Origin of the sequence: Paenibacillus sp. FSL R5-0341 (assembly GCF_037975235.1) — a bacterium.
GTDB classification, from domain to species: Bacteria; Bacillota; Bacilli; order Paenibacillales; family Paenibacillaceae; genus Paenibacillus; species Paenibacillus amylolyticus_A.
Window position 1 is genome coordinate 6,023,124 of the sequence record NZ_CP150241.1, and the last position, 14,633, is coordinate 6,037,756.

Sequence of the window (14,633 nt, forward strand, 5' to 3'; positions counted from 1 at the left end):
CGGGTATTATCGCATTGCTATGCTAGAATCTTCCTGATTTGAATATCGAATAGAGCAGGAAAGCCACCATCAGAATCGCCACCAGGAAACCAATTTCAATGACCGGAATATCCCACAGCATTGTGGATTGATGACTGATCGACGAACCGATAATCAGGCCCACCATGATGATACAAAAGGCGAGCAGCACGATACTGAAGGACAGCCGATTGCTGATCTGATCCATTCTGCGCATGAGGGCATCCAGTTCAGGGACACTGATCTCCAGCCTCAGCTTGCCTTTGCTAATAATGGATGATAACTGCCTTAACTGCCCTGGCAACCCAATGACACTCTCGGCCATATCAGCCGCACTGCGGAACAACCGATTCTTGATTCTTCCAGCGCTAAAACGTTCCTTGATCAGTTTCCGCCCAAAGGGCTCAGCCATATCTACAATGCTCAGGGAAGGATCGAGATGTTCGATTACACCTTCCATCGTCAGCAACGATTTACCGAGCAGAAGAATATCCGCAGGCATGACAACCCGGTGCCTCTGGGCTACGCCGAACAAATCATTTAACGCCTGACCCACACTAATCTTGGAAAAGGGAATATCGTAATATTTGGTACGCAACTTGTCCAAATCCACATGAAGCCCACGCAGATCCATGTCATCAGGCATCATGCCGAGCTTCTCAATTGCCCGGATCATACTGTCCGTATCTTTGCGCATTAACCCAATAATAAGCGAAGCGAGCTGTTGTTTCATCTCATCGCTCAGACTGCCCACCATACCGAAGTCTATAAAAGCAAGACGGCCATCCTTCAATACCATCAGGTTGCCTGGATGTGGGTCAGCGTGAAAGAATCCCTGGATAAAGATTTGGTTTAATAAGGAATCTACCAACCGCTCTGCAATATTGTTCAGATCATGGCCGCGTCTGACCAGCTCTTCACGATCATTAAGTTTGATACCTTCGATATATTCCATCGTGAGCACACGGGACGAAGTCTGATCCCAGTAAATGGTCGGGATTTTGACCTTGTTGTCCTGTTGATATTGCTGTGCAATCTTTTCCGTATTGCGTCCTTCGACCGTATAATCCAGCTCAGCCATCAATGCCTGAGCATATTCTTCTACCATTTGCGGAATCTGATATTGCTTCACCCAGTCCCAGCGCTTCTCAGCCATGGCTGTCAGCTCACGCAAAATATCCAGGTCACGCTGCACAATACGCGATATGCCCGGCCGCTGAATCTTGATGGCTACCGACTCACCGCTTCGAAGTTTGCCCAGATGCACCTGTCCAATGCTGGCCGCAGCTACAGGGGTATCCTCGAACCGGGAAAAGATCTCCTCCAGCGGTGTATCCAATTCCTGTTCCAAAATACCCCGTGCCGTCTCGGAAGAGAACGGCGGGACTTGGTCCTGCAACTTCACCAGCTCGCGAATGACAGACTCAGGCAATAGATCTGCCCTTGTGCTTGCGAGTTGCCCCAGCTTAACGAAAGCTGGCCCCAGCTCCTGCAGCACAAGCCTGATGCGTTCACTCAACGTTTTGGTGGTGTGTGCTTCACGCGACATCCACCGTCTGGGCAGAGCCAGCAGCTGGAACAAGCCCAGCTCCTCGACCATATAACCGAAGCCATGACGCACTAGCGCCATGGCAATTTCACGGTATCTGCCGACATGTTTGATTCGCACTGCCATCTACTCGATCTCGTTTCCTTTGAGAGGAGGAGGAACTTCAAGCGGAGCCGGGGATTCATCAGGTTGAAGCTGTGGTGTGTGGCCCAGTTCGGCAAGTTTTTTCTCCAGGACAGCAACGCGCTGTTCCAGACTGGTTACATCACTTTCGGATGCCACACCAGCTTCCTGAAGCACTCGTTTAACCTGTTCCTGAATCACCCGTTTGAGCTGACCTTGCTCTTCATCGCCCCGTTCCAGCAGGCGTTCAACCAAAGCTTTGGATTCACCGGGCGCAAGTTCCCCGCGCTTGACCAAATCATCCACGGTTTTCTCAATTTTCTCTTTGCTTACGACAGTAAGACCAAGCCCTAACGAGATCGCCTTTTTGAACAAATCGCTCATATTTGTCATCCTCCTCTTCGTTGATCTCTATATTATACCCCTTACACTCCGCATGCAAAAATGTCAGTCCGATCAGACGTAACGTGCAGCCCATTTGCCTGCTTGCAGAAGTAACTTGCGGTACGTTTCGTTCGCAAAAGATGGCACATGATGACCTGGCATCAGATAAACAATACGCCCAACACCATATCGATGAGCCCAAACCGCAGGCTTTGGTCCTTCTTCGGATTGATATTCAAGCAATATTTTCGTTTCGGCAAAAGAACCAAATTCAAACTGATACGGCTCTTCTTCCATTGTGAAATTCGAAATGCCCTCCGTCACGGGATGACTTTCCGCCGTTACAGTGAATTCAAGCGGTGCATACGCCGGATGATGCAGGAACTTGGCACCGATCATCTGTTTGAGCTCATAACGATTTTGGAGCGAAATGCCGTTATGTATAATGACCAGTCCACCCCCATTACTCACATAGGACAACAAACCTGCTGTCTGCTGTGGAGAGACTTTCCCCTTCCAATCGTCCATGTATGAGATACACACATCAAATCCGGTTATATTTTCTTGCAGCAGCATATTCCGGTTCTCACTGCACTGCACTGTCATAGTATCATGGAAAATTCGGCTAATCTCCGCATCCACCCCCTGAAGCGGGTGCCAGTCCGGATGTGTATAATCGCCAAGTAGCAACGCTTTTTTACGATGATCCATTCAATCAATCTCCTTTCTTGTTCACCTCACTGTATAAAACCAACTACCAGGGAAGCGTGTCTCCCTTGTAGTCCACATATGCGGGCTGATCTCCTTTAAACTGTTCATGGCGGTCGATAAGTACTGCGATATGCTGTGCAGATTGCTCGGGCGTGAGATCCGCAGAAGCATCCAGTTCACCCCGCATATAACTCTGTACCCAACCAGGATGCACAAGCATCACTTGTCCACCTTCATCCTTCAGTCCATTATGTACAAGACGGGCCTGCATGTTCAAAGCAGCTTTGGACATACAATAGGCATACCAGCCATCCCGACTGCATTGCTCTATACTTCCAGCCTCGGAAGAGATATCAACAATCAGCTTGACCTGTCCTTGAAGAAGGAGGGGTAACAGGGAATGAGTCACACGCAGTGTACCTAAGGTGTTCACATTAAATACTTCAGCCATCTCCGCCATATTCAACGGCCCGCGGATATGATCCGTAATACTTCCTAGTATAGCCGCATTATTGATCAGCATATCCAGATGATTCGTATCCAGCTTCAATGTCTCTGTGAACAGAGCTACCGACAGGTCGTCCGCGATATCCAATTCGATCGCACGCAGATGGTCCGGATACCCTTCTGCAAGCACACGAATTCCCTCGGAATCCTCCACGTCCAGACCCGCCGCATACACGAGATAACCTCTCTTGAGCATCTGTGCCGTCAAAGCCAATCCCAAACCCCGGGCAGCTCCCGTTACACATACGGTTCTCATCACGATGTCCCTCCCTCGCATAATGATTCTGTCTTTAACTCATTCCACATATTCATCTGAAAACCTTTAATTGATCATGGGGATCACCAACTTCACGACCAAAGTCTCAGGAAGAAAAAGCGAGATTAGAGCCATTTTGCTTATTGAATTCAGCTATCCATATGAGCTATAAATAGCTGCTATTATCTCTGCCTATATCGCTCCTGCCGATAGGCTAGACAATGCTCCACCCATCTTTGAGCGGCATCCGGGTAAGAGCCCAGATGAACGTGCGTATACCCCGCCACAATGTTGTCTGCGGCATACCCTTCTTGCTTCAAGCCACGCAACCCCTTGGTCTCATATGCATAAGGGATTGTTTCTTCTTCACGATAGGTCATCGTGGAATAATGGAATTCATGACCCCGAAGTACCTCACCCTTTTTCAGCAAAAAAGAATCCTGAACACTACTCGCTTCACGATAACCAAGCGCGGCGCGCTTCTTCTGCATCTGCACCTGTGCGGGGATAATACCCGCCATGTCGAAAGTAGCGCCCTCACGGTCGGTCAACGTTTCCCCGAGCACCATGTAACCTCCACACTCGGCAAATAAAGGCATGTTGGATTGTGCTGCCTCTCGAAGTCCTTCCAGAAACCCTTGGTTACCGGCAATCTCTGCTGCAAATTCCTCTGGAAACCCGCCGCCCAAATAGATGCTATCCACATCTGTTGGAATACCTTCGCCAGCGAGCGGACTGAAGTATTGTAATCGAGCCCCGGCCGCTTCGAGCAATTCCAGATTATCGGGATAATAGAAATTAAATGCCGCATCACGCGCAACGGCAATGACAGGCTGTACCGCATATGATACATGTCGATTATTATCGTTGATCACTGAATTGGAATGTGGATCGTAATTTGGGCCTGATTCAGCATTAGCAGGATCAGTGCTGGCAATAGTCTTAGGACTCACATCTTCTGCATTCAAAGGCGGGGCGCTTGCTGCGAGATCCAGCAGAAGATCCAGATCGGTGCCTTCCATCAGCACATCGGCTGCCCGCTGAAATAATGGTTCCAATTCACCGCGCTCGATGGCAGGCACCAGTCCTAGATGTCTCTCTGGGATGGACATGTCTTCGTCCCGCTTCAGCCAGCCGACCACCGGAATGCCGCACATCTGCTCAATAGCTTTTTTCACAATGGTATAGTGCCCCGCACTTCCACAACGGTTGACGATCACTCCGGCAATATTTAATTCAGGCTCTAACTGTTGAAAACCAAGAACAATCGCAGCCGCACTGCGAGCCATGCTGCGTACATCCACGACTAGGATCACAGGAGTCTGGGTCACTTGAGCAATCTCTGCAGTTGAGCCTGTATTGCTGAGCGGATCTTTGCCATCGTAGAGGCCCATAACGCCTTCGATAATGGAAATATCATGCCCGGCAGATGCTTTCTCGAACGTATGCCTCACGTATTCAGGCGATGTCATCCATGCATCCAGATTACGGGACGGTCTGCCCGTGACGGCGGTATGGTATGTCGGATCAATATAATCCGGGCCGCATTTGAACCCTTGTACACTCAAACCACGCTGGGCGAGTGCTCTCATCAGGCCCAAGGTTACTGTCGTTTTCCCTGCACCACTTCCGGTGCCTGCAATGATTAGTCGGGGTCTGGCGTTACAATCTGAAATGGTCATTGTCAATTCCACCTTTTCTTGCGATATCGAATTCTTCAGCTCCGCTGAAAACGTATAAATTCTATAATCTAAACAAAACCGCATCATATAGCGATGCGGTCAAGATTAATACTCTTTATTCATGAAATTAATGTTTACACAATAACGGAGAGGACAGAAATAACCTGAAGAAGCGGGGCTAAAAGCTTTCTGAAAGTAAGCTACTTCGTAAGCATTATCTCGCCTAAAAGCTTTCTGAAAGAAGGCTACATCGGAAGCATACGCTTAGCACCGGATTTTACCCTTTGAAAAGGGAATCAAAAAAATCCGGGGATAACAGCGATCCGAAGGGTATTCTGTCATCGCAGTGCTATTGTGTAAAGTAGATTCACTTCATGCATATCTCTACTCAAATGAAACCCGGGCAACGGAGATCGTCAGATTGCCGCTCTTTTTCTTCTCAAGCAGCCAATGATCGGCTCCCGAGGAGATCAACGCCGCAGGTTCACTTACGCCATATGCTCCGGTATATTTGAACACCGTCTCGGAAGGATTCGCAAGCTTCACCGTATTCAGCTCCGCAGGGGTGTAGGTCACCAGCTCCCAGCCGTATTTGGCGCAGAGGGCCAACAGGCCCTCTTCATCTTTTTTCAGATCAATCGTGGCAATGTTGCGCACGCTCTTCACGGAGAGGGATAACTCCTCCAAGGTGGCGAGGACTTCCTGCTCTAATTCCTCTACAGATGTACCGCGATTGCACCCCATACCGAGCACGAGGCTTTTCGGGCGATACAGTACGCCATTGGTGAGAAAACGTTCCTCTTCTTCTGCTGAAAGCAGGCGGTCACTGACGACCAGCGCAGCGTTGAACGGGAATGATGCCGTTTCCTCCAGGCTGCTGAAGACACGGATATGATCTGGCACAGGTTTGTTATATTTCCACCAGTTCCGCTCCCCCGTCTCCTGAATGAGAGCTACAGGCTCTTCGTTTACAACAGCCGCACTGACCGGTGTTGCTTTGTCGAAGCTGTCCACGATCCAACCCAACTCCCGGCCGAACATGTCCACCGGAATGGTGCCTTGCACGTCTGAAGCCGTTGTGATCACTGCACGTGCGCCGAGTACTTCAGCGACCTGACGTGTCAACTCATTGGCACCGCCTAGATGACCAGACAGCACGCTGATCACATTCTCGCCGCGGTCATCAATGACCAGCACGGCCGGATCGACTTTTTTGTCCACCAGAATCGGAGCAATCATACGCACAACCGCACCCAAAGAGATGAATAGAATAATGCCGTTATATCGCTTGAACAAATCAGGCAAAATCAGCTTTACCGAGCCTTCGAACAACTGATAACCAAGCTGCTCCTCATCCCCACGTTCAAACTTGCTCATATAAAATACGTCCGTGCCCTGGAACTGCCCTGCCAGATTACGCACCATCTCCACACCATGTTTCGTAATGGCTATAGCTGCAAACGGATTACTCACCAGACTTCACTCCCTTGCGATAGCCATGGGTGAAGGATTTGTCGTACAGCTTGGAACGGTGGGCATCCCGGTTCACGAGGTCAGGATCAAGCGCCCAGCCTGCCAAAATCATCGCATGCATTGTAATGCCTGCGGCACGCAGATCCGCTGCCAGATTGGCAAGTGTGGTCCGTACAATCTTTTGATCAGGCCATGTTGCCCGCTGCACGACTGCTACCGGTGTATCTTCGCTCCAGCCTGCGGCGAGGAATTCAACGACGACTTTTTTCGCCAAAGTCGCACTCAGGAAGAGCGCCACCGTACAGTGATGAGATGCCAGATCACGCAGCTTCTCCCGTTCAGGTACAGGGGTACGACCTTCTGCACGCGTCAGAATTACGGTCTGTGTCAGTTCTGGTACGGTAAGTTCAGCCCCTAATGCAGCTGCCGAAGCAAAGACCGAACTCACACCCGGAATGATCTCATATTCCACACCCTGCTGTTTCAGCAGTACCATTTGTTCCAGAATTGCGCCGTACATCGCCGGATCACCCGTATGTACACGAGCTACGCTGCGACCGGCACGAGTGGCTTCACACATCAGCTCGACCTGACGTTCCAGATCCATACCAGAGCTTTGCAGCACTTCTGCTTCAGGCTTTGCAGTTGCGATCAGTTCATCATTCACGAGGGAATCCGTATACAGCACCAGATCCGCACTTCTCAAAATGTTCGAACCCTTCACCGTAATCAGTTCCGGGTCTCCCGGGCCCGCACCTACGATGTAGACTTTCGCTTCTAATGTCTTCATTTGCTCACCACCATCAGGCTCAGATATTCCAGCTCCTGTCCTTTCAGTTCACGGGCATCGCGCCAGACCAGTTCATATGGAGAAGTGACTTTGGTAACAACCGAAGCTTTGCCGCCCAGTCCCATCTCATCCAGTAATTCAAGCATCGGGTCAAGCACCTTTGCCACCTTGATAAATACAATCGTATCGTGATGCTCAATCGCCTGCCGCATCGCTTCTTTATCTGCCGTAGCCGGAATGATGCCCACCTGTTCGTCTCCGTCTGCCAGATGGATATCCAGTGCTGCCGCTGCACCCAGTACAGAAGAGATGCCTGGAATCGAACTAATGGGCACTTCAGGATGCAACTCTCTCATTAACCGTGCCAAATGAATAAATGTGCTGTACAGGTTTGGGTCACCCTCGGTTACAAAGGCCACATCCTTGCCTTCCTTGAGCGCACCCCAGCATGCTTCAACGGTCTTGCCCCACTCGCGTTCGAGCACAACCGGGTCCTTCGTCATCGGGAAAATCAAGCCGAGCATCTCTTTCTCTTCTGGGTTCACATACAGTTCCACGATCTCATGGGCGTACGATTTACCGCCTTTGCGCTTCTTCGGGTAAGCAACCACGGGACATTCCCGGATCATCCGGTACGCCTTCACGGTAATCAGCTCCGGGTCACCCGGCCCGACACCCACGCCATACAGCGTACCTACTGTTGCCGTACTCATGTTGTTTTCCCCCTTGTCCTGTCCTTGAAAAGTCATTCTGCCGTTCCAGCTTCCGCTTCCTCTGTTACTCCATGCTGTCCTGTGATCACGTAAATTGGGTTCAATCCGTCAAAACGGGTCATGTTCAGAATCGGCTTGCTACGCGCCGTCTGAAGTAACGTCACCGATGGGTCAAGGCCTGCTTCGCGCATGGCCTTCATGCTGTCATGCAGCGTCTCGATGGTCGCTGCATTCACCACGATGCGTCCCTCCGGGCGTAACCGGGACGCACACAAGGCAATCAGCTGCGCGAGTTCACCGCCGCTGCCGCCGATGAACACCGCATCCGGATTCGGTAGTTCGTCCAGCCCTGCTGGTGCTTTGGCATGAAGGACGGTGAAGTCTGTCCGGAATTTGATCCGATTGGCCTCGATGTTCACGAGGTCACCTTCATTTTTTTCGATGGCGAAGACTTGTCCCTGCGGCGCGAGCCGCGTGCATTCTACCGCCACCGAGCCGGAGCCAGCGCCGATATCCCACACAATGCTGTCCACGCCAAGTCGCAGTTCAGCCAAGCTGAATGCGCGGACCTCGCGCTTGGTGATCAGGCCTTTTTCCGGTTTGCGCTGATGGAATTCCTCGTCGGCAAAACCGAATCCCCGGCGCGGCGCCGGCGCATCCTTGCGGCGCAGCAAAATCACGACGTTCAGCGCGCTGCATTCTGCTGCCGCCAGCTCGTCGAGGGTATAATGGCGGGCACGTTCATCTGCCCCGCCCAGGTTCTCGGCAACGTAGGCATCATACTCGGTCATGCCGAACTGTTGCAGATAAGCGCCGATCGCAGCGGGGCTGTTGTGCTCGTCCGTGAGCAGCGCAATTTTGGCTTTGCCATCAATGCGCTGTGCGAGGCCCTTGAGCGGGCGTCCGTGCACGCTTTCGAGCACGGCATCGTGCCAGCTCTCGCCAAGCTGGGCAAATGCCAGCTGCAGCGAGCTGAGATTAGGCCGGATCTCCAGTTGGTCCGGGCCGATTTTGCGCGCTAAATACCCGGCGATGCCGTAGAACAGCGGGTCTCCCGAGGCAAGCACAACAACGTTGTGTGTGGCCTGTAACGCTTTTATTTTCACAACCAGATCGCTTAAACCGCTCTTAATCGCTAACTTCTCACCCGCAAATGCCGGGAAATATTGCAGCTGGCGCTCTCCGCTCACGAGTACATCTGCCTCCTGAATGAGATTCAGGCTATCCGTTGTCAATCCTGCCGCGCCTTCTTCACCCACGCCGATAATGCGGATTTTACGATTCTTTGCTCCAGTTGCTGTCTTCGAGTTCACTGATTTCCGCCCTCCCCAGTTCCATTCCTTTCATCGTTACCAATACCACTTCCACCGTTATGCCGCCTCCCGCATGTTCCAAACAGTGCTGGCAAGCATATGTACATAACTTTTCAAAATAGGGCAAGTACCCGGCCTCAGTCATCATATCTGCCACCTGAGTCGCCGTGTTGGCTTCCTCGATCGCTTGCGCCAGTTCATCTTCGGCTCCGGTCTCGCGGGCCACGGACGCAAGAAATCCAAAATCCACCGGCGCACTCTTGGAGTGCACCATCATGACGCCTTGAGCTACTTTGGCAAATTTGCCAGGCATCCCGACCAGACTAATGCGTTTCATCCCCAGTCGTTTACCGTGTTTAATCGCAAAGCCGACAAAGTCTCCCATTTGAATAAAGGCTTCCTCTGGCAGCTCGGGCATCATTTTCATCGCGTATTTCTCACTACTGCCGCCCGTGGTCAGCACAATATGCTCACAGCCGGATGCCTGAGCAACCGAGATCGCCTGTACCACACTCGCTCTGTAGGCAGAGGTAGAGAACGGAACGACCACGCCGCGTGTACCTAAAATGGAGATGCCGCCCAGAATGCCGAGCCGGGAATTCAGGGTCTTCTTGGCGATTTCTTCGCCATCCGGGACGCTAATCACAACCCGCACTCCTCTGGCTGTGCCATGTTCGGCAAGCACCTGGGTGACGGCCTCGGTAATCATTCGGCGCGGAACGGGATTAATTGCCGCTTCGCCTACAGGCACGGGAAGTCCGGGCTTCGTGACCCGGCCAACGCCGATACCTCCATCCAGCTCCATCCCCGGCTCGTCCCGCCAGGACACATGTGCGATGATCTTCGCCCGATGCGTGGCGTCCGGGTCATCCCCGGCGTCTTTGATCGTGGCACAGGTCGCTACGCCATCGGTCAGTTCCTGCTCGATCAGTTCGAACGAGTGGTCAAAGCCCGCGGGCAATGAAACCACGGCCTGTGCCGGCGTAACACCTGTTAACAGGAGCTGCGTTGCTCCCTTGGCAACGGCTGTGGCGCATGCTCCTGTGGTGAAGCCGGAACGCATTGGTTTGTCGGGGTCTGGTGTATTGCCGCCTATCATGGGGTTTGAACCTCCCGTCCTTTAATTAGCTAGTTTAAATGAGGTGGCATTACGCTGCGTGTGTGGGTGATGGCTTTGGGAGCTTAGGTGGCCGCTACGGGGACGGATCGTTCTTATGATCGCTGTTGTCTCCAGATTTCTTTGATTCCCTTTTGTAAAGGGAGAAATCCGGAGACAAAAGCGACCGCTCCGCTTCTTCAGAATCGATTCCGTCCCCTTCGCTGCTACCTGCTTCTGCATCCACTTGGCACAGTGCGAAATGCCACCTCTTGGGCTAAACAATGCCCTGAGGTAATCTTGGGTAACTGATCATTCCATGCCAGTAGGACTTGGCTTGGAATGTAGTTACACGGTGTTGCGCTTGTGTAGACTTCCGCCTTTGGTGGACCACTCCGGGGCGGATCATTTTTATGATCACGGTTGTCCCCTCGCTGCTACCTGCTTCTGCATCCACCTGGCACAGTGCGAAGTGCCACATCTTGGGCTAAACAATGCCCTGAGGTTTATTTTGGGTAACTGATCATTCCATGCCAGTAGGACTTGGCTTGGAATGTAGTTACGCAGTTTTGTGACTGTTTAGCATTCGGTTGATTATCTACATGGCTTCACTCGAACTCTTGGCGTCAGTGCGCATCAATGGCTAGTGCCACCTCTTGGACTAAACTATGTCCTGAGGTTATCTTGGGTAACTGATCATTCCATGCCAGTAGGACTTGGCATGGAATGTAGTTACGCAGTTTTGCACTTGTACTTCTGCTACTCATTTATGCGAGTGGGTGATGCTTGGGAATTTAAACACCTAATACGCGGCGAAACGAGCTTACCCATAAAATCCGTTTCAGTCATGCCACTATGAATGGATGTCTTTTGATGACATCTACTATTTTTAACGAACTGAGGAGACGCTATTGGGGTCAAATTCCACTAACGAAAATGGTAACGAATCGTAGTGGCGTTATTTCATCAAAAAGACGTTGTTTTCACCACTTTATGTGTCTTTCAGCGGAATAACGTTACTTAGGTTCGTTAAAATATGAAACGGATGATAATCGGCAATATAAGGCCTGTAAGGTTCGTTAAAGTTCGTTATAGTTTCCTGAAATTCGTTAACGGCTCGTTTGCGTCACGATTGCCTTTACTAACCAGTGATCGTTTATCTAAACAACTACGCTTTAACAGCCATCAGGGAGATGGCGTTCAAGGCAGCTACGACGATGGTGCTTCCGCCTTTGCGGCCGATGTTGGTGATAAACGGGATGTCGAGTTTGCGTAGCTCGTCTTTGGACTCGGCTGCAGATACGAATCCGACCGGCATACCGATGATCAGGCCAGGTTTGGCTTCGCCTTCTTTGACCAGACGGATCAGCTCCAGCAGTGCTGTTGGGGCATTACCAATGGCGTAGATTCCGCCTTCGTATAGTTGGTTTGCTTTGCGTGTCGAGATGATTGCCCGAGTGGTGTTCAAGCGTTTGGCTTCCTCCATCACGTCGGGGTCGGAAATATGTACGTGCACATCTCCGCCAAAGCCGCGAATGCGATCCTTGCTCACGCCAGCTTGAATCATCTGTACGTCAGCGATGACGGATTGCCCGGCGCGAAGTGCTGCAATTCCTGCTTGAATGGCATCCGGGTGGAACACCATGCTACGGCCCAGTTCGAAGTCAGCCGAGGCGTGGATGACACGTTGTACCACGGGATATTGCTCATCCGTAAAAGGATGCTCACCCAGTTCCTCCGTGATCATCTCAAAGCTTTTGCCCTCAATCTCCTGTGGTTGTACGGTCAACGGTTTAAATTCCGTTTTGAAATCCATGTGCATTTCACTCCTTCAAGTAGTGGTGTCATTCAAATATTCGTTATTCAAATTAAGACTATTGGGGTGTTCTACTGCACCAATACGCGCTTCAACTCATCCAGGACACCTTCAAAATGATCAAACACTGTCCCAAATTCAGCCTCAGGACGTGAAATCAGTACGACATGAATGCCCAGCTCCAGTGCAGATTGGATTTTCTCATCCACTGCTCCGGTCTTGCCGCTCTCCTTGGTAACCATTACGGTCGTCGCATAGTGCTTGTACAAGGCTTCATTCATTTCACGGGAAAAAGGTCCCTGCATCGCAATAATATTGCGCTGTTCCACGCCAAGCTCACCGCATTTCTCCATATTGTCGAGACGTGGAAGCATGCGAGCTACGAGACGAATGTCCGGATCACCGAGCAGATGCTTGGTGAAGATCTGCAACGTTTTGCTACCTGTCGTCAGCATGACTGAGCCCTTCAGTTCTTTGGCCTTCAGTGCCGCTTCATCATAGGAAGATACGACATGAAGCAACGCATGATCATCGTATGCCAAACCCGTGCGCTCATAACGAATGTATGGAATGCCTGCCTGTTTGGCTGCTTCCATCGCATTGGCATGTGCTTCTTCAGCAAACGGATGACTTGCATCCACAATGGCACGGCTACCTTTTTCACGCACCAGCTCCACCATGGCTTCCACAGTCAAACGGCCTGTCCGAACAGGTAATCCGGCTTCTGTCAGGCTATTCGCCGCACTGTCGGTTACAACAGAAGTCAGCACGTCTGCACCTTGCTGCTGAATCTGTAGAGCCAGTTCCCGTGCATCACTTGTACCACACAACATGAAGATCATGGACGATTCACCTGCTCTGAAGTTGCTGCAATCTCAGCCTGATCGGGAGAAGCATCTTCTTGTGCATTTCCTTCATGCTCGTGATGAGTATGATGCAACTCTCCATCGTGATCATGATGATAATCGAGTGATGCTTCACGATCGACGGCAGTCTGTTTATGCTCATGATCGTGATCATGCTTATGCGAGTGGTCTTCATGTGCATGTACGTGCTGATGGTCATGCTCGTCATGACGATGCGAATGATCATGATCCGAATGATCGTGATGGTGCACATGGCTGTGTTCATGATGGTGATCGTGACTGTGCTCATGTCCATGATCGTGATCATGGTCGTGGTCGTGGTCGTGATCATGGTGATGATCGTGGTCATGGTGATGATCGTGGTCATGCCCATGGTCGTGATCATGATGGTGGTGATGGTGTTTGGCTGCTTCCAGTCTGAATTGGCAGTTGTCACAGTTGGCTGTTACACGTCCGTATAACCCCTCATGGGCCCGCTCCAGTACGAGTTCAACCAGTTTCGGGTGAAATCCAAAGTATCCGCCAACCTCGACCTGAATGTCTGGATGTGCTGCTGCAAATTCTGCGGTCATTTCATCAATGCGCTTGATCAGTACACCTGTGAACAGGAAATAAGGCATAATGATGATTTTCTTCGCACCTAGCAAGAGACAGCGCTCTAATCCATCCGGGAATGAGGGCTGAGTTACGCCAATAAAGCTGCTTTCCGTCCACTTGTACGGCAGTTTCTCCCATAACATCCGGGTCATTTTGAAAAAGTCACTGTTGGCATCCGGGTCACTGCTTCCCCGTCCAAGCACCAGTACTGCGGTCTCTTCATCCGTCACCGGAGCAGGTGGAGCCGCTACCGCTGTTCCGCCTTGGGATGCCACAAGTACAGGTTGAGCTTCTTGCAGACGGGTCTGCATGATTTGAACGACTTTCTCATGAACACCAATGGGGCGACCATATACAAATTCCACCTGTGGATAACGTGCCTTCGCACGGTCAATAGCGTTAGGAATATCAATCTTGGCATGACCGGCAGCAAACAAAATGATCGGCACCAACACGACACGTGTTGCCCCTCGATCCACACAAGCGGTAACGCCTTCAGCAATACTTGGTCTCGTTAACTCCAGAAAACAGGTCTCCACCAGCGTATTTTCCGGTGCCTTTGCTGCTACCTCATTTGCAAATTCCTTCAGTTCCCGGTTCCCCTCAGGATCTCGACTCCCGTGTCCCACCAACAATATTGCATCCATCTTTTGTTATTCCTCCCCCGTCTGACCCGCAGATCAGACTTTTCATATTCATTCGGCACTCCAGTTCATCCGGCAAAAACGAAATCAAACCA

At 51.1% G+C, this 14,633-nt stretch carries 13 protein-coding genes; all 13 read right to left on the reverse strand.

The annotated features are described in order from the left end of the window. Positions 1-22 precede the first annotated feature (22 nt). The 13 genes from MKX75_RS27040 to MKX75_RS27100 all read right to left on the reverse strand — a co-directional run bounded on the left by MKX75_RS27040 (position 23) and on the right by MKX75_RS27100 (position 14,541). Positions 23-1,693 carry an AarF/ABC1/UbiB kinase family protein gene (locus MKX75_RS27040; RefSeq protein ID WP_237177321.1) on the reverse strand — a complete coding sequence of 557 codons (1,671 nt, stop codon included), beginning with the start codon at positions 1,691-1,693 and terminating at the stop codon, positions 23-25. After that, positions 1,694-2,074, reverse strand: coding sequence for a phasin family protein (locus tag MKX75_RS27045; protein ID WP_339167532.1), 381 nt, complete (start codon positions 2,072-2,074; stop codon positions 1,694-1,696). It abuts the gene before it with no gap. Positions 2,075-2,146: 72 nt separating this feature from the next. After that, entirely contained in the window at positions 2,147-2,785 is a 639-nt protein-coding gene (locus MKX75_RS27050; RefSeq protein ID WP_339167534.1) for a ThuA domain-containing protein, read from the reverse strand. A gap of 43 nt (positions 2,786-2,828) precedes the next feature. Continuing rightward, the gene (locus tag MKX75_RS27055; protein WP_062836872.1) at positions 2,829-3,548 is read right to left on the reverse strand and encodes an SDR family oxidoreductase; all 720 of its coding nucleotides are present in this window, start codon (positions 3,546-3,548) and stop codon (positions 2,829-2,831) included. Between the two features lie 182 nt (positions 3,549-3,730). Further along, on the reverse strand, positions 3,731-5,230 hold the full coding sequence (locus MKX75_RS27060) for a cobyrinate a,c-diamide synthase (protein WP_339167535.1): 1,500 nt from the start codon (positions 5,228-5,230) through the stop codon (positions 3,731-3,733). 384 nt (positions 5,231-5,614) lie between these two features. Further along, entirely contained in the window at positions 5,615-6,703 is a 1,089-nt protein-coding gene (locus MKX75_RS27065) for a cobalamin biosynthesis protein (RefSeq protein WP_339167537.1), read from the reverse strand. Beyond that, positions 6,696-7,493 (reverse strand): precorrin-4 C(11)-methyltransferase, encoded by a 798-nt coding sequence (cobM, locus tag MKX75_RS27070; RefSeq protein WP_076332461.1) that lies wholly within the window; start codon positions 7,491-7,493, stop codon positions 6,696-6,698. The genes MKX75_RS27065 and cobM overlap by 8 nt, the downstream gene beginning before the upstream one ends. Next, entirely contained in the window at positions 7,490-8,206 is a 717-nt protein-coding gene (gene cobI / locus MKX75_RS27075) for a precorrin-2 C(20)-methyltransferase (RefSeq protein WP_339167538.1), read from the reverse strand. The genes cobM and cobI overlap by 4 nt, the downstream gene beginning before the upstream one ends. A gap of 32 nt (positions 8,207-8,238) precedes the next feature. Continuing rightward, positions 8,239-9,519 (reverse strand): precorrin-6y C5,15-methyltransferase (decarboxylating) subunit CbiE, encoded by a 1,281-nt coding sequence (cbiE, locus tag MKX75_RS27080; protein ID WP_339167539.1) that lies wholly within the window; start codon positions 9,517-9,519, stop codon positions 8,239-8,241. Then, entirely contained in the window at positions 9,482-10,618 is a 1,137-nt protein-coding gene (locus tag MKX75_RS27085) for a cobalt-precorrin-5B (C(1))-methyltransferase (RefSeq protein ID WP_339167540.1), read from the reverse strand. The genes cbiE and MKX75_RS27085 overlap by 38 nt, the downstream gene beginning before the upstream one ends. Before the next feature lie 1,165 nt (positions 10,619-11,783). Then, positions 11,784-12,431 (reverse strand): precorrin-8X methylmutase, encoded by a 648-nt coding sequence (locus MKX75_RS27090; RefSeq protein ID WP_062836865.1) that lies wholly within the window; start codon positions 12,429-12,431, stop codon positions 11,784-11,786. A 71-nt stretch (positions 12,432-12,502) separates the two neighbouring features. Continuing rightward, complete coding sequence (cobK, locus tag MKX75_RS27095; protein ID WP_076332457.1) at positions 12,503-13,273, reverse strand: precorrin-6A reductase; 771 nt, start codon at positions 13,271-13,273, stop codon at positions 12,503-12,505. Then, positions 13,270-14,541, reverse strand: coding sequence for a sirohydrochlorin chelatase (locus tag MKX75_RS27100; RefSeq protein WP_339167542.1), 1,272 nt, complete (start codon positions 14,539-14,541; stop codon positions 13,270-13,272). Before MKX75_RS27100 ends, cobK begins: the two co-directional genes overlap by 4 nt. Positions 14,542-14,633: the final 92 nt, after the last annotated feature.

Excerpts from the sequence above, each read along its gene's own strand:
- cobI (WP_339167538.1), bottom strand. The coding sequence starts at position 8,206 with ATGAGTACGGCAACAGTAGGTACGCTGTATGGCGTGGGTGTCGGGCCG.
- MKX75_RS27090 (WP_062836865.1), bottom strand. The coding sequence starts at position 12,431 with ATGGATTTCAAAACGGAATTTAAACCGTTGACCGTACAACCACAGGAG.
- MKX75_RS27055 (WP_062836872.1), bottom strand. The coding sequence starts at position 3,548 with ATGAGAACCGTATGTGTAACGGGAGCTGCCCGGGGTTTGGGATTGGCT.
- MKX75_RS27100 (WP_339167542.1), bottom strand. The coding sequence starts at position 14,541 with ATGGATGCAATATTGTTGGTGGGACACGGGAGTCGAGATCCTGAGGGG.
- cobK (WP_076332457.1), bottom strand. The coding sequence starts at position 13,273 with ATGATCTTCATGTTGTGTGGTACAAGTGATGCACGGGAACTGGCTCTA.
- MKX75_RS27060 (WP_339167535.1), bottom strand. The coding sequence starts at position 5,230 with ATGACCATTTCAGATTGTAACGCCAGACCCCGACTAATCATTGCAGGC.
- MKX75_RS27050 (WP_339167534.1), bottom strand. The coding sequence starts at position 2,785 with ATGGATCATCGTAAAAAAGCGTTGCTACTTGGCGATTATACACATCCG.
- MKX75_RS27045 (WP_339167532.1), bottom strand. The coding sequence starts at position 2,074 with ATGAGCGATTTGTTCAAAAAGGCGATCTCGTTAGGGCTTGGTCTTACT.
- MKX75_RS27085 (WP_339167540.1), bottom strand. The coding sequence starts at position 10,618 with ATGATAGGCGGCAATACACCAGACCCCGACAAACCAATGCGTTCCGGC.
- MKX75_RS27040 (WP_237177321.1), bottom strand. The coding sequence starts at position 1,693 with ATGGCAGTGCGAATCAAACATGTCGGCAGATACCGTGAAATTGCCATG.
- cobM (WP_076332461.1), bottom strand. The coding sequence starts at position 7,493 with ATGAAGACATTAGAAGCGAAAGTCTACATCGTAGGTGCGGGCCCGGGA.